Below are 14,873 nucleotides of genomic sequence, written 5' to 3'. Positions count from 1 at the left end.
GGCAATCGTCCACGTATGCCATGCGGCGATCAATAATTTAATGCCCAAATAACTTAAGTAAAGCGCACCAACCACTTTCAGTAAAATAAACAACCATGGAAAAGCATGCAGTAATGAGGCTGCGCCTAAAGCGGTGAGTATAATTAAAATCATGTCGCCAGTATAAACACCTAACGCACCTTTATAGCCGGCCTTAATGCCAAAGCGCGAAGCAATGGACATCACATATAAAGAGTTCGGGCCGGGCAATAACACAATTAAGGTGGTGCCAATAATATAGGTGCCAAGATCGGTGATACCAAACACAATACACGCTCAAGAGATAAAAAAGCCGATAGGCTTACTATAGCAAAATCGGCTTTTTTAAAGAGAGAGTTTTTTAAATTAAGGCTGTATTTCCGCATCTAACCCAAAAGATTGACGCAATAATGTACTCAGTTGCTCACGCGCTTTAATAAAACCATCAATTCCACTTTGTAAGAGCTGTGAGGCCATTAAGTCATGTTGCAGCTGCTCGGTGAAGCCTGCTTTGCTTAAAGCAGCAACGGTGTGTTGACAATGTGCCTGTGCGTGATCATCTGAAAGTTGAGTCACCACTTCACGCTGATCCTGTTCTAATTCTGCTAAAAGATTAGGTGCAATGGTCAGTAAGTCACAACCGGCTAAACCTAAAACCTGCTCAATGCTTCTGAAACTGGCACCCATAATTTCAGTCTTGATACAGTTTTGTTTATAAAAGTGATAAATTTGCTTAACTGATAGTACACCGGGGTCTTTATCGATAGGATAATGCTCGACTTTTTCAGCCTTTTTATACCAATCCAGAATTCGCCCGACAAAAGGTGAAATCAGTGTGACGCCAGCCTCTGCACAGGCTTGGGCTTGGGGTAAACCAAATAATAGGGTCAGGTTACAATGAATGCCTTCCGCTTCTAAAGCTTTAGCCGCTTGAATGCCTTGCCATGTGGCTGCAATTTTAATCAAGATACGATTTTGTTCGATGCCATAGGTTTGATAAAGCGCCAATAGCTCTTTGGCTTTGGCAATGGTGGCGTCAGTATCATAAGACAATGCCGCATCGACTTCAGTTGATACGCGACCTTTAATGAGTTTTAAAATCTCTACCCCAAATTTTACCGTCAAAATATCAATCGCGCGTTCAACTAAAACATCACCACTATAACCTTCAGATTTGGCTTGTTGAAAAGCATCTTCAATCAAGACTTTATTTTCAGTTTGCTGGGCAGCGGCAGTAATTAGTGATGGATTGGTGGTGGCATCCAATGGACGAAATTTTTCAATGGCGGCAAGATCGCTACTATCGGCAACCACAGTGGTCATATTTTTTAATTGGTTCAAGGCGGATTGAGTCATTAGTCTAGTTCTTAAAGTTATTTCCCGTATATTTGTTATATCACAATCTGCTTTTCTACCAAGTAAAAAGCACGTATAAGGCTTGTCTATTTTACGTTTTTACGTGAATTACGAATATGTTGAATTAAAAAACATGCGGCTGCGCCCAATTGGCTTTCACGGCTCCAGACCAAATCGACAAAATATTCAAACTTAGGACTAAAATCTAAAAAGTTCAGAATTTTCAGTTTTTGTTTGATGTGCGGATTTTGATTGAGCATCTCGACCGGTAAAACTCCCCAACCTAAGCCTTGCATAATCATGGCACAGGCAGAATGGTTGTTATCAGTACGCCAGTATTTTTTTGAAAATAATAATTCAGGCTTAAGCGTTCGGTCACGGCTGGCAATGGCAATTTGTCTGCTTTGCAAAATTTGCTCATAGCTAACTTGTTCACATTGTGCCAAAGGGGAGTCAGTTGCCGCCACAGCCACCAAGGCTTCTCGTTTGAGTTCCACAAATTGCTCACGGCTTTCTAATTGCTCACGTTCAAACATCAAGGCCAATTGCGCCGTCTGATTCATCAGCATTTTTAACGCATCTTCTTGCGGTGCTGAAAAAATATTAATTTGCAGTTCTGGGAATTGTTGTTCCAACAGCGAAATATAATCTGTCCATTGTACGTGGAGCAGCTCAGACACCACCACAATATTTAAAGACGACTCTAGGCCTTCACTTAAGGCAAATGCATGTTGTTTCCATTGATTAATCTCGATTAATAGCTGTTCGGTTTTTTCATATAAGGTCAATGCTTGCGTGGTGGCGACAGGCTCTCGTCCACCGCGATGAAACAGCAATAGGTTTAAATCAATTTCTAAATTGGCAATCGACATACTGACCGCAGAGGGAACTTTGCCCAATTGTCTGGCGGCCGCTGAAAATGAACCGGTTTCAATCACGGTTTTGAAAATAATCAATTGTTCTTGGTTAATGTTCATCTATCAAAACTTTTGAAACAATCTAATTCGATCAATCAATAATATCAAAATATAATCAACGCATCCAAACTAAAGAGTTGTTAAATGTTTTTTTCTAAAAGGCGAATTATCCATGCCTTAAGTTATGAGATTATTCTGTTAATCATTATTGCCTTGGCTTTAAGTTTTATTTTTGAAATGCCAATGGAGGTTACCGGAACACTCGGTATAGCGATGGCGATGACTTCTGTCATTTGGAATATGGTTTTTAATCACTTTTTTGAAAAATTTGAAGCCAAACGGCATTTAAAAAGAACAGTGGGTGTGCGTATTTTGCATGCTATTGGTTTTGAGGGCGGGTTAATGTTGGTGACCATTCCGATGGTGGCTTATGCAATGAACATGAGTATTGGACAGGCGATTCTGCTCGACTTGAGCATGACCTCATGTATTTTGGTGTATACCTTTATTTTTCAGTGGTGTTATGACCAGATCGAAAAACACTTTGGTGTTGGGCATTCAGCGACTGTTTAACAAAGTCTGATTGACAGTAAATTTTTTAGTTTCGCGGCATAGCGAATAATTAAAAAAGCCCCTCAACGTTAAACTTTGAGGGGCTTTTTAGCACTAAGGCATAAGCAACAGTAAATTATTTTTCAATAATCGCTGTGACACCTTGACCGCCTGCTGCACAGATTGAAATGAGAACACGACCTGAACCTTTTTGATTCAATAGTTTAGCCGCAGACGCTAAAATACGACCACCGGTTGCTGCAAAAGGATGGCCTGCCGCTAAAGATGAACCTTTAACGTTTAATTTAGAACGATCGATTGAACCGAGTGCTGCATCTAGACCTAAACGCTCTTTACAGAATTTCGGATCTTCCCACGCTTTTAATGTAGACAATACTTGTGATGCAAACGCTTCGTGAATTTCGTAGTAGTCAAAATCTTGTAAAGTGATACCAGCGCGTTCAAGCATACGTGGAACAGCATAAGCCGGTGCCATCAACAAGCCTTCTTTTTTACCCACAAAATCAACTGCAGCCGTTTCGGTAAAGGTTAAGTAAGCCAATACTTCATGGCCATTTGCTTTCGCCCATTCTTCAGAAGCCAACAGCACACAAGATGCGCCGTCAGTTAATGGCGTTGAGTTGCCCGCAGTCATGGTGCGCGCATCGCCTTTACCAAAGGCAGGCTTAAGTTTTGCTAATTTTTCAACGGTAGAGTCGGCACGTAAATTATTGTCACGCTCTAAACCTAAGAATGGTGTGATAAGGTCATCAAAGAAACCTTCTTCATAGGCAGCGGCCATTTTTTGATGTGAAGATGCTGCAAGCTCATCCTGTGCTTCACGTGCAATACCCCACTCAAGTGCAGTAATGGCTTGATGATCGCCCATAGAAAGACCAGTACGTGGCTCACCATTTCTAGGTGCATCCAGTAAGTCTTTAAAATTGATTTTGCTTAACGCTTTAAAACGATCTTTGGCGGTTTTAGCCACATTGAGCTCAAGAAAAGCTTTACGTAAACCATCACCAAAAGCAATCGGGGCATCAGAAGTTGTGTCCACACCGCCAGCCACACCCACTTCAATTTGACCGAGGGCAATTTTATTGGCAACTATAAATGCTGCTTGTAAGCCAGTACCACAGGCTTGCTGAATATCATAGGCAGGTGTTTCAGGCGCAAGCTGCGTGTCTAACACACATTCGCGGGTCATATTAAAATCACGGCTGTGTTTTAACACTGCACCGGCAACCACTTCACCTAAACGCTGACCTTGTAAATTAAAACGTTCTACCAAGCCATTTAACGCAGCGGTAAACATATCTGAATTTGATGCAGTGAAATATGCGCCGTTTGAACGCGCGAAAGGAATACGATTACCACCCAAAATAGCGACGCGGCGAACTGTGTTTTGACTCATGATTTTATCCTGTTGAACAGATGTTTGAGTTGTTGATGTAGATTTTTTTGAAGTTGAAGCTGTACTTTTATGACGTGCTGACGTAGAACGAGGTTGAGTCGTTTGAGTCATATTGCTTGCTGATGGATTTGCCGTGTCTGAACTTTGACTTGTACGTGAAGTTCTTTTTGACGTATTTGACACGGTTTTTTCAGCTGAATTTTTGGGTGTTGGATTTTCTTGAGATGTTTTGCTCATAAGGCTTTTCCAAGCATATTGACACTATTCTTAAGCAATACATTAACACAATCGAGCATGGCCTGAATTGACTAAAATGACATTGCCCAGCGCATTCAGGTCAAGACATCCATGGTTTAACTCCAGTATGATTCTATATAAAGTGATGGGTCTATTGAAATAAGAGTATCTGACATCATATTGAAGTTAAAAGCATACCTTTAAAACCATCAAAAAATTAATTTCTATGAGAGATAATAAACATGACTGACCAATATCAAGCCTTTGCAAAATCTCCTATTGGTAAACTTGTCATCAAAAATTTAGGTTTACCTTCACCTACTTTTTTAGAACGCTTTGAATCGGTAACACCGGTGGTTAAAGGGGCTGTGCTGTTGGGAGCAGCTCCGGCCAGCACGTTATCTGGAGCGATTGCACAGATTTTAGCGAATATCCATGCCAATAGTTATGCCGGCAACAATACAGAATTACAGCAAGCTGCAGCGCAATCGGGTTTAAACCTCAATGCATTTAATGACGGCGACAAAGAATCCAAGTTTAAAGCGGTAATTTTTGATGCCTCAGGCATTCAAAACTCTGAACAGCTGCATAGCTTATATGCCTTCTTTAAACCAATCGCACGTCAGATTCAAGCTTCTGGTCGTGTGATTGTGGTGGGTATTACGCCTGAAACGGCAAAAACGGTTAAACAGGCGATTGCACAGCGTGCTTTAGAAGGTTTTGTTAAATCGGTTGGTAAAGAGTTTAAAAAAGGTATTGCGGCACAATTGGTGTATGTCGATGACGGTGCACAAGCCAATCTAGAATCGACTTTACGTTTTGTATTGTCCTCACGTTCAGCTTATGTGTCGGGTCAAGTCATTCGTGTTTCTCAAGCCAACACCGTTGAAATTGATTGGGCCAAACCACTGGCTGGAAAAACTGCCGTGGTTACCGGTGCTAGTCGCGGTATTGGTGAAGCCATTGCACATGTTTTGTCCCGTGATGGTGCGCATGTGATTTGTTTAGATGTACCACAGCAACAAGCGGATTTGGACCGTGTCGCGGCTGAAATTGGTGGTTCAACTCTAGCCATCGATATTACCGCGCCAGATGCAGGTGAAAAAATTAAAGCCGCGGCTGTAGCACAGGGCGGTTTAGATATTATTGTCCACAATGCGGGTATTACCCGTGATAAAACACTGGCCAATATGAAGCCTGAATTGTGGGATTTGGTCATTAACATCAATCTGTCTGCGATTGAGCGTGTAAATGACTATTTACTGGCAAATGACGGTCTAAACAGCAATGGTCGTATTATTTGTGTTTCTTCAATTTCAGGTATTGCCGGCAACTTGGGTCAAACTAACTATGCAGCATCTAAAGCAGGTGTGATTGGCGTGGTTAAATTTACGGCACCATTGTTAAAAAATGGCGTGACCATTAATGCCGTTGCTCCGGGCTTTATTGAAACGCAAATGACCGCTGCAATTCCATTTGCAATTCGTGAAGCGGGCCGTCGTATGAACTCGATGAGCCAAGGCGGTTTACCGGTTGATGTTGCAGAAACTATTGCTTTATTTGCATCTAGTGCATCAACAGGTTTAAATGGCAACGTGGTTCGTGTCTGTGGTCAAAGTTTATTGGGGGCTTAATTTTTTATATTGTCCCTTTAAAAACTCTCCTTTTTAAAAGGAGGGTTTTTGACCTCACTCAGAATGACAAAGCAGGCTTATATTCCTTGCGAGGACTATGCCTAAAAAAGAATTACATTCATCGTGATAAAAACATGAAAGGTTTAATATGCATACTCGACACTTTAGTCAACTTCCAAAACCTTATTTAGCCTATCCCAAAGTCATTCAAGGTTTAATTTTTAAAAAAGCAAAAGGTGAAAAAGTACTGCCGCAAGTTGAATATGTGGTGGATTCATTCAAAATCGATCATCAACATCTTAAAGCCTACAATGAAGTCTGCGGTTTTAAAAATAACAGTTATATTCCCGCAATTTATTTGGCGGTATTGTCTCAAAGCTTACAAATGCACATGATGACCAAAGAGGCATTTCCATTTGCTGTATTAGGTTTGGTGCATATTCGTAATCAAATTAAGCAAGTCCGTAAAGTGGGCGTGAATGAGTTGTTGACATTGTCGTGTCGTTTTGGCGAGTTACAGCCGCATGACAAAGGGATGCAGTTTGACTTTATTACCACCGCTAAAGTGGGTAAAGAAATAGTCATGCAAGGCACCACCACCTATTTAGCGCGTCAAAAAAGTACGGCAAAAGTAGCGGCTAAAACAGCAGAAAGCGCAGTACCCGCCTATGAAGTTCAAGCTGAGTGGGATATCTCTGAGAATATCGGCCGCCGTTATGCGTTAACTTCCGGTGATTTTAATTTAATCCATTTACATGCGCTGACCGCCAAAGCCTTTGGCTTTAAGCAAGCGATTGCCCATGGAATGTGGAGCAAAGCGCGAGCGTTGGCCAGCATGACTTTACCAGAGAGTTATGAGGCCGATGTCTGGTTTAAATTGCCCATTTACTTGCCGTCTAAAGTTGAGTTTTTAACCGCACAAGTTGCGCAAGATACCGATTTCTTAATTCGAAGCAGTAAAAATCAAAAGCCACATGTGGTGGGAAGTGTAAAAGCACTTTAACCTAAGCAAAAAGCCTAAATATTTTATTTAGGCTTTTTTACGCGTTGAATTCAGACTAAGGACAGAACTGAAGATGAATAATATACAAAGCTATCTGTGCGCTGCGACTGATGCTTATCGAGGTGTGGTCGATTCACAGTTTATAAGTTTAGCTCAGCATTTTAGTCGTATGCAACAGCCGCGTGCTGCACAAGGTGGCGCCGCCTTGGTGGTTTATTTCCAAGGACAGAAAGTTGTTGATATTTATACCGGTAAGAAGTCCGCTGTAGAGGATTGGCAGCCTGATACGCTATCGGTATGTTATTCCACGGGTAAAGGCGTACTTGCGACCTTAGCACATATCTTAGTTAGTTCTGGTCGTCTAGATTACGATACACCAGTGGCTAAGTATTGGCCAGAATTTGCACAAAATGGCAAACAGAGCATGACCTTACGGCATATTTTAAGCCATCAAAGTGGGCTATATGATATCCGTAATTTGATTGATACGGCTGCGGAAATGGCTGATTGGTCACATATGCTAGATAAAATTGCTCAAGCGACGCCGCGCTTTGCTGTGGCAAGTGATGCTGCTTATCAGGCTTTAACCTTTGGTTGGCTGGTCGGCGGCGTACTGGAAAAAGCCACCAAACAAAGCCTAGCTGACTTGATGCAGCACTATCTGGTTTAGCCCTTACAATTAGATGGTGCCTATTTTGGCGTACCAAGCGATCAATTAGAGCGGGTTGCACGGCCATTTAAAGTAGCACAAACTGCACAAAAATTAGCGCCAGCAAAAAAATCAAAAACGCATAAGCTGTCTATTTTTGATCGCGTGATTCAATGGTCAGGGCAAGACCCCAAAGACTTTCAAGATGCCATGATTCCCAAAGCCATGAAAGATTTTAGTTTCTTTAGTGATGCAGGTCTAAGCGCGATTATTCCTGCTGCCAATGGGGTGTTTACTGCACAGAGTTTGGCAAAAATTTATGCCATGCTGGCCAATAAAGGCGTATGGAATGGCCAAGAACTGATGAATGCACAAGTCTTTGACGAATTAAGCCACATTCAATACACCCAGCGTGATCGTATTATGCCGTTACCGATGCACTGGCGTTTAGGCTATCACCGCATTTTAAGCTTAGGAAAAAGAACACACGGTTTCGGCCACATGGGTTTTAATGGTTCAGGAGCATGGTGTGATCCAAATCGTCATTTAAGTTTTGCATATACGCATAATTTTACGAGCGCTTCCATTACTGGCGATTATCGTTTGTGGGGCTTAACACAAGAGACATTACGCTGTGCTGACCAACAATTAAAAGGAAAAAAAGGTTGGTTTTAAAGTCACCTCAATCGACCTCAATACACAACTTAAGGCGCTGTTTAGAATTCTTTTTAAAAATGTGCTATTTTCTGGGTTTAAATTTTTGTGGTTTACGTTTTTGTGATGAAAAAGCCCATTCTTATTCCTTTAATTAGCTGTTCAGTCTTGTTAGGGTGTCATGATTCAGCGCCGTCTGAGCGTACGCACAAACAACTGAATACGGTGCTTGAGCAGACCGTTATGCCGGCAAAATGGGTGGGGACATATCAAGGCAATACCCCATGTATGACCTGTATTTCACACTGTGAAGACTGTTCCGGAATGGCGGTGGGTTTGGTGCTGAACGCAGACCAAAGCTATCATTTAAGGCGTGAGCGTTTAAATGAGCAGCATGAGATTGAAGAGTTGACCGGACACTTTCGATTTAAAAATAATGATCAGACGCAAATTGAATTGGTGCAGGTTAAAACGCGCAATTTAATTTATATCGATTTAGAGCAGCAAATACTTGAAATTCTAGAAGATAAAACCGGTCATATCTATGAGGATGAAGATGCCTTTTTATTGCAAAAATCCGCCTAATTTTTAAGGAGAATGTAAGATAAATTCCGCATGCTTATGCAGCATATTATTTGTAGTGCCAAGTCTTTAGACCTAAATTTAGGTTAGCTCAACAAGGTCAGCATCCTATTTTTAATAGCCTGATTTGGATGAATGTTAACCCAAGATTACTGGGTGCATTTTAGCTTCACTTTTTTTGAATCTGATTGGATAAATCGTCCGATTCATATAACAGCTCATTTTTGTGGCTATCTTTCTAGTCTGGCTATTTTGATCTTCAGCTTTTGCAGATTGTACGTTCACTCTTTGGCAAAAAAACAGTATGCTTAGGCCTGTAAAAAGGAGCATACATGTATCAAGTACTTGCGCGTAAATACCGTCCACGAAATTTCAATGAATTGGTGGGGCAAAACCATGTATCACGAGCACTGACCAGTGCCTTAGAGCGTGGGCGTTTACATCATGCGTATTTGTTTACCGGCACACGTGGTGTGGGTAAAACCACCATTGCACGTATTTTAGCCAAATGCTTGAACTGTGAAACCGGTATTACCTCTACGCCGTGTGAAGTGTGTGCAACCTGTACTGCCGTTAACGAAGGGCGTTTTATCGATTTAATTGAAATTGATGCTGCCTCACGTACCAAAGTTGAAGATACGCGGGAATTGCTGGATAACGTACCTTATGCACCGACGCAAGGTCGTTTTAAGGTTTATCTGATTGATGAAGTGCACATGTTATCCACGCACTCCTTTAATGCGCTGCTAAAAACATTAGAAGAGCCGCCAGCACACGTTAAATTCCTTTTTGCCACCACTGATCCCCAAAAACTACCGATTACGGTGATTTCTCGTTGTTTGCAATTTACTCTGCGTCCGTTGGCGATTGATGAAATTACCGAACATTTAACCGATATTTTAAACAAAGAACACATTCAAGCTGAGCAAGATGCCATTTGGCAAATTGCTGAATCGGGGCAAGGTTCTTTGCGTGATGCACTGTCTTTAACCGATCAGGCGATTGCGTATGGTCAAGGTGCGATTCAGCATCAAGATGTTAAAGATATGTTGGGCTTGATTGACCGCACCATTATTTATGATTTGGTGTTGGCGATTCATCAAAATCAACAGCAACGCGTCAGCCAATTGTTGATGCAATTTAGACAACAGGCGCTAGATGTTTCATTGGTTTTAGATCAGTTGATTTCTACTTTGCATGAATTGGCTTTGTTGCAATATCTGCCTGATTTAAGCCTCAAATACAGTGCTGAAATTAATAAAAAAATCATGCACTTGTCGCAGCTGATTTCAGCGCAAGATTTGCAACTGTATTATCAAGTGGCGTGTAAAGGGCGTGCAGATTTGCAATTGGCTGTCACCCAAGAGCAAGGCTTTGAGATGTGTATCTTGCGCTTATTGGCGTTTCGTCCACTACAGCCCAATGAAGTGTTAGTTTCAACTGCGCAGCAAGCAACACTGCAAAATACCGAAATTGCTGTGCAAGCGCCGATAGAACAGATGCGCTCACAAGCAGATGCGCAGCCAGCAGCGGCCATAACCGTAGAAACGCAAGCTGTAGACAGTACGCTTATTCAAGAACCATCTTCAGATGACTTTTTAGATGAGGTGGTTTCTGAGCCAGCACAGCCAAGCAGCACCAGCTTAGATCAGATTATTTTTGATCCTGCGGCAGATGAGCTTTTATTTGATTTAGATGACAGCAATGAGAATACACATCGGCCAGTCGATGATGAGCCGAGCAGTGATGATTTCTTGTTTGATGAGATTGCGCCGTTACCGCATGCAGACATACACGATGAGCCAAAATTAACCGTTCATCCAGTCGTAGCTTTAGAGAGTGATTTATTTTTAACATCCGTGCAGAACCAAGCAGAAACGCTGTTACCGCTTGAAAGTGTAGATGTGGAAACTGCCCATGTTACCGATCAAGCTCACGCTGTGGTTGAGTTGCAGTCATCTATACTGGATGAAAATACACCAGTGATTGATGTTGTGCCGGATCAAGATTGCAATATCATGCCACAAGATATTTTAAGATTAACGCCGCAACAGCTTGAAGGTGAGTGGACGCTAGATAAGTGGGAATATTGGTTTAGGCACAGCAGCTTAAGTCCCGCGGTACAAGAGTTGGCACAACAAGGTGTGATGAGCGGTCAAATTGATGGCCAATCGACGTTTCAAATTGCCCCTAAGTATGAGCAATTGCTTAATCAGTTACAACATGCTTTAGAGCAAGCCTTAAAAGAGCAGTGGGCAAATACCCAGTTTGAGGTTAAATATGCTGATGTTTCCAGTACCACGCCGTACTTTATGCAAAATGAGCGTAAACAAAGAGCCTATGCACGTGCTGCTGAATTATTGCATGCAGAATCGGCAGTGAAAGATCTGTTACACAGCTTTGAAGGTGAGATACAGAATATTCAACTGGAATAACCTTATTCTGGCACCAAGTATTCAGCCAAAGCATCGCGCATTTCAACAGGAATCGCGGTGCTTTTTCTATTTGTACGCTCTACAAAAACATGTACGAAATGTCCTTGCGCGGAGGCACTATCGTGTAATTGTTTAAAAATCGCTAAATCGTATTGTATGGAGGAATTGCCCAGTTTAGAAATTCTGACTCCAACATCAATTATTTCTGGATAAGACAATTCTTGCAAAAAACTACAGGCGGACTCGACCACTAAGCCAATAACAGCAGAGTAGCGAATATCAAAGTTGGCTTTTTCAATCAGTAAAGCATTGGCAGCACTATCAAAATAACTGTAATAGGTCACATTGTTGATATGTCCATACATATCATTGTCTGACCAGCGCGTTTGTATCGGTAAAAAATAACAAAAATCAGAACGTTTTTTCGGTGTTTTCTTCATGGTAAATAGACCTCTAAAAATAAGTGATATTGAGTTTTATCTATAATTTTTTTTAAACGTATTGCTTAAAAGTGAAAGTCTTATAAGAAAAATACATGCTTTTATCGGAAATGTGCTGATCTGTTTATTTATAAAATTATGCGTAAATCGCTTGATAAATGTCTAGGGCATTTTGTTGTGTCATGTCTCGTGGATTATTCTGTAACAGCCGTGTTTGCAACATGGCATCTTGTGCCAGTTTTTCCAGCATATTTTCAGCAATCTTTAAATCCTTAAGTTTTAAGATTAAACCACTGTGATCTAAATGATTTTGCATATGATCAATAAATAAATCACACAAGGCTTCAGTACTGCCGGTACTTTTCGCATCTAAGCAGCACATCAGTTCGGCATACAGTGCTTTAGCATGCGGTGCATTAAATTTTAACACTTCAGTTAACACCAAGGCATTGCTATGGCCGTGTGAAATATGAAAATGTCCACCGAGAGGATAAGCCAAAGCATGCACCGCAGCGACCGGCGCATTGGCAAAAGCTTGTCCGGCCAACATTGAACCGACCAACATATTTTGCCGTGCAGGTAAATTGTGGCCATCGGCCAAGACCAAACTTAAATTATGATCAAGGAGTTTTAAGGCTTGTTTAGCCAACATATCGGCATAGGGATTTTTTTTGATTTTTGAGGTATAGGCTTCAATGGCGTGTACCATCGCATCAATACCCGTGGCAGCGGTAATATGTGCCGGTAAATTTTGAGTAAAGGTTGCATCTAAAATCGCCACATCTGCAAATAAAATGGGCGCCACGATACCGGTTTTGCTGGTTGCGCCGGTTGTCACAATAGAAATAGGCGTAACTTCAGAACCGGTGCCGGCTGTGGTCGGCACTAAATATAACGGCAGGCGGGGAGATTTGGCCTGATTCACACCGTACAAGTCTTGCAAGCCTTGTTGCTGCTGTGGATGCGCCAGTATGGCAATAATTTTGGCAACATCTAAGGAGCTGCCACCGCCAAAACCCAACACAATATCGATCTGTTGCTGTTGTGCAAACGCTACCGCATCTAACACCATGTGTTCAGGGGGATCGGCTTGAACTTTAGAATACACCACATAGTGCAGCTGAAGCGTGTCTAATATTTCAATAATCGGAGCATGTAGTTGCTGCTGTATAATGCCGCCATCGGTTACCAATAAGAGTTTTTTATAACCACCTGCATGCAGGAGAGCTTTTAACTCACCGATTGAGCCAAGCCCTGAAATAATATTCGCCACCGTCTGAAACTGAAAATGACTCATGTATTAGATCCTTTTTATCTTAAATTCAAGATTATTGTTTTGACGTTCTATAGGATTCATCCTCTAAATAACTTACCATAAGACACCATAAAATAAAGCAATGCGAGAGATTGTTATGTCATCCCAAACGCCATATAAGGTGTTATGTGTATGTTTAGGTAATATTTGTCGTTCGCCTACGGCTGAAGTTATTCTGAAACATTTTTGTGATAAACAACAACTTAATGTTTTTATTGATTCTGCCGGTACTAGTAATTACCATCCGAATAAAGCACCTGATCAGCGTAGCCAAAAGCATGCTTTACAACGTGGCTATGATTTATCCAGCTTGCGTGCACGACAATTAAAAATACAAGATTTTATTGAATTTGATCTTATTTTGGCCATGGATGAAGAAAATTTATTCAATATTCAGGCTTTGTTTAAACAAGCGCATCAACAATATTCAGCAGAACAAATTCGTGCAGAAATTGCCTTAATGAGCGAGTACGATGCAATTTATCCCAAACAGGCGTTGCCTGATCCATACTATGGCGGCGAAGCGGGCTTTGAACGCGTTTTGGATCAATGTGAATCCAGTAGTTTAGGTTGGGTTAATCACTTCAAACAATGGCTTGCTGTAAAATAAAGGCTTTAACATTCATGAATATGCAAACACAAATGCAACTTAAGCCTTTTAATACCTTAAGCTTAGATTCCGTCGCATCGCACTACATGAAAGTGCAATCCAATCTACACGTGCTTGAGGCATTGGCTTATGCGCAGCAGCAACAGCTGAATATTCTAATTTTGTCGGGCGGCAGTAATATGCTGTTGCCACAATCTATTCAGGCCTTGGTGCTGCATATGGATATTCAAGGCATTGAATGTCTTGCTGAAGATGAGCACAGTCAGACGGTTTGTGTAGGCGCTGGACAAAATTGGCATGAGTTTGTGCTGTGGACCACGTCACAGCACTTATATGGCTTGCAAAACTTGGCGCTTATTCCGGGTTTGGTGGGGGCTTCACCGGTGCAAAATATTGGTGCTTATGGTGTCGAAGTCGGCCAATTCATTCAATCGGTACAGGTGTATGATCGTAGATCAGAAGAATTTATAACGATTTTGGCCAAAGATTGTGATTTTGCTTATCGACACAGTATTTTTAAAGATCATCCAAATCGTTTTGTGATTACCCATGTGACCTTTAAATTACTGAAAAAAGCCCATTTAATGCTCAATTATGGCGATTTAAAACAGGCGGTAGGTGATGAGCAGACTGCAGAAAATTTACAACAACAGGTGATTCAAATTCGTCAGAGTAAGTTACCTGATCCAAAAGATTATCCCAATGTTGGCAGTTTCTTTAAAAATCCAATTATTGATGAAGATTTATATCAGCATTTAGCGGTTAAATTCCCCAATTTACCGCATTATCCGCAAGCAGATGGTGGCGTTAAGATTGCTGCCGGTTGGTTAATTGATCAAGCCGGTTGGAAAGGCAAACAGTTAGGCATGGTGGGGATGTTTCATAAACAAGCCTTGGTGTTGGTCAACTATGGACAGGCCAATTTAGCCGATGTACAAGCCACTTATCAGGCGGTACAACACGATGTGCAGCAAAAATTTAATATTTTATTGACACCTGAGCCCGTATTATTTGACACCTTGGGTTTGATTGGTTCACATGGGAAATAAGCAAT

13 protein-coding genes and 1 pseudogene are annotated in these 14,873 nt (G+C 41.4%); 8 read left to right on the top strand and 6 right to left on the bottom strand.

Annotated elements, in window-relative coordinates; genetic code table 11:
- The 3 genes from SE27_RS14475 to aceR all read right to left on the bottom strand — a co-directional run.
- On the bottom strand, positions 1–306 hold a 306-nt coding region (locus SE27_RS14475; protein WP_264673631.1), incomplete at its 3' end, for a LysE family transporter.
- Between the two features lie 78 nt (positions 307–384).
- A complete protein-coding gene (gene tal, locus SE27_RS08670) occupies positions 385–1,374 on the bottom strand; it encodes a transaldolase (protein WP_039622628.1) in 990 nt (329 codons plus the stop codon).
- A gap of 86 nt (positions 1,375–1,460) precedes the next feature.
- Positions 1,461–2,351: an HTH-type transcriptional regulator AceR gene (gene aceR, locus SE27_RS08665; RefSeq protein ID WP_039622627.1), complete on the bottom strand. Its 891-nt coding sequence runs from the start codon at positions 2,349–2,351 to the stop codon at positions 1,461–1,463.
- An 84-nt stretch (positions 2,352–2,435) separates the two neighbouring features.
- On the opposite strand from aceR, the gene aceI reads away from it, so the two are divergent.
- On the top strand, positions 2,436–2,864 hold the full coding sequence (aceI, locus tag SE27_RS08660) for a chlorhexidine efflux PACE transporter AceI (protein ID WP_039622624.1): 429 nt from the start codon (positions 2,436–2,438) through the stop codon (positions 2,862–2,864).
- 115 nt (positions 2,865–2,979) lie between these two features.
- On the opposite strand, the gene SE27_RS08655 is transcribed toward aceI, so the two are convergent.
- Positions 2,980–4,497 carry an acetyl-CoA C-acetyltransferase gene (locus SE27_RS08655; RefSeq protein ID WP_039622622.1) on the bottom strand — a complete coding sequence of 506 codons (1,518 nt, stop codon included), beginning with the start codon at positions 4,495–4,497 and terminating at the stop codon, positions 2,980–2,982.
- A 242-nt stretch (positions 4,498–4,739) separates the two neighbouring features.
- Between SE27_RS08655 and SE27_RS08650 the strand changes: the two genes are divergently transcribed.
- The 5 genes and pseudogenes from SE27_RS08650 to dnaX all read left to right on the top strand — a co-directional run bounded on the left by SE27_RS08650 (position 4,740) and on the right by dnaX (position 11,454).
- Positions 4,740–6,131, top strand: coding sequence for a 3-oxoacyl-ACP reductase (locus SE27_RS08650; protein WP_039622620.1), 1,392 nt, complete (start codon positions 4,740–4,742; stop codon positions 6,129–6,131).
- Between the two features lie 148 nt (positions 6,132–6,279).
- Positions 6,280–7,134 (top strand): MaoC family dehydratase, encoded by an 855-nt coding sequence (locus SE27_RS08645; protein WP_039622618.1) that lies wholly within the window; start codon positions 6,280–6,282, stop codon positions 7,132–7,134.
- 73 nt (positions 7,135–7,207) lie between these two features.
- Positions 7,208–8,458: pseudogene (locus SE27_RS08640) on the top strand (serine hydrolase domain-containing protein).
- A 105-nt stretch (positions 8,459–8,563) separates the two neighbouring features.
- Positions 8,564–9,022 (top strand): copper resistance protein NlpE N-terminal domain-containing protein, encoded by a 459-nt coding sequence (locus SE27_RS08635; RefSeq protein WP_039622616.1) that lies wholly within the window; start codon positions 8,564–8,566, stop codon positions 9,020–9,022.
- 329 nt (positions 9,023–9,351) lie between these two features.
- On the top strand, positions 9,352–11,454 hold the full coding sequence (gene dnaX, locus SE27_RS08625) for a DNA polymerase III subunit gamma/tau (protein WP_039622612.1): 2,103 nt from the start codon (positions 9,352–9,354) through the stop codon (positions 11,452–11,454).
- Between the two features lie 2 nt (positions 11,455–11,456).
- On the opposite strand, the gene SE27_RS08620 is transcribed toward dnaX, so the two are convergent.
- Complete coding sequence (locus SE27_RS08620) at positions 11,457–11,894, bottom strand: acyl-CoA thioesterase (protein WP_039622611.1); 438 nt, start codon at positions 11,892–11,894, stop codon at positions 11,457–11,459.
- 136 nt (positions 11,895–12,030) lie between these two features.
- Complete coding sequence (locus tag SE27_RS08615; RefSeq protein ID WP_039622609.1) at positions 12,031–13,191, bottom strand: iron-containing alcohol dehydrogenase; 1,161 nt, start codon at positions 13,189–13,191, stop codon at positions 12,031–12,033.
- Positions 13,192–13,306: 115 nt separating this feature from the next.
- Between SE27_RS08615 and SE27_RS08610 the strand changes: the two genes are divergently transcribed.
- The gene (locus SE27_RS08610) at positions 13,307–13,819 is read left to right on the top strand and encodes a low molecular weight protein-tyrosine-phosphatase (protein ID WP_039622607.1); all 513 of its coding nucleotides are present in this window, start codon (positions 13,307–13,309) and stop codon (positions 13,817–13,819) included.
- Positions 13,801–14,868, top strand: coding sequence for a UDP-N-acetylmuramate dehydrogenase (murB, locus tag SE27_RS08605; protein ID WP_264673630.1), 1,068 nt, complete (start codon positions 13,801–13,803; stop codon positions 14,866–14,868). The genes SE27_RS08610 and murB overlap by 19 nt, the downstream gene beginning before the upstream one ends.
- Positions 14,869–14,873 lie beyond the last annotated feature (5 nt).

This window comes from Acinetobacter harbinensis (assembly GCF_000816495.1).
In the GTDB taxonomy this organism is placed as follows: domain Bacteria; phylum Pseudomonadota; class Gammaproteobacteria; order Pseudomonadales; family Moraxellaceae; genus Acinetobacter; species Acinetobacter harbinensis.
The sequence above is the reverse complement of the archived record's forward strand: the minus strand, read 5'-3'. Positions and strand labels throughout refer to the sequence as shown.

Bases quoted from the DNA above. Each gene is read 5' to 3' on its own strand.
- SE27_RS08650 (WP_039622620.1), top strand. From the start codon at position 4,740: ATGACTGACCAATATCAAGCCTTTGCAAAATCTCCTATTGGTAAACTT.
- SE27_RS08655 (WP_039622622.1), bottom strand. From the start codon at position 4,497: ATGAGCAAAACATCTCAAGAAAATCCAACACCCAAAAATTCAGCTGAA.
- murB (WP_264673630.1), top strand. From the start codon at position 13,801: ATGGCTTGCTGTAAAATAAAGGCTTTAACATTCATGAATATGCAAACA.
- tal (WP_039622628.1), bottom strand. From the start codon at position 1,374: ATGACTCAATCCGCCTTGAACCAATTAAAAAATATGACCACTGTGGTT.
- SE27_RS08615 (WP_039622609.1), bottom strand. From the start codon at position 13,191: ATGAGTCATTTTCAGTTTCAGACGGTGGCGAATATTATTTCAGGGCTT.
- SE27_RS08635 (WP_039622616.1), top strand. From the start codon at position 8,564: ATGAAAAAGCCCATTCTTATTCCTTTAATTAGCTGTTCAGTCTTGTTA.
- aceI (WP_039622624.1), top strand. From the start codon at position 2,436: ATGTTTTTTTCTAAAAGGCGAATTATCCATGCCTTAAGTTATGAGATT.
- aceR (WP_039622627.1), bottom strand. From the start codon at position 2,351: ATGAACATTAACCAAGAACAATTGATTATTTTCAAAACCGTGATTGAA.
- dnaX (WP_039622612.1), top strand. From the start codon at position 9,352: ATGTATCAAGTACTTGCGCGTAAATACCGTCCACGAAATTTCAATGAA.
- SE27_RS08620 (WP_039622611.1), bottom strand. From the start codon at position 11,894: ATGAAGAAAACACCGAAAAAACGTTCTGATTTTTGTTATTTTTTACCG.
- SE27_RS08610 (WP_039622607.1), top strand. From the start codon at position 13,307: ATGTCATCCCAAACGCCATATAAGGTGTTATGTGTATGTTTAGGTAAT.
- SE27_RS08645 (WP_039622618.1), top strand. From the start codon at position 6,280: ATGCATACTCGACACTTTAGTCAACTTCCAAAACCTTATTTAGCCTAT.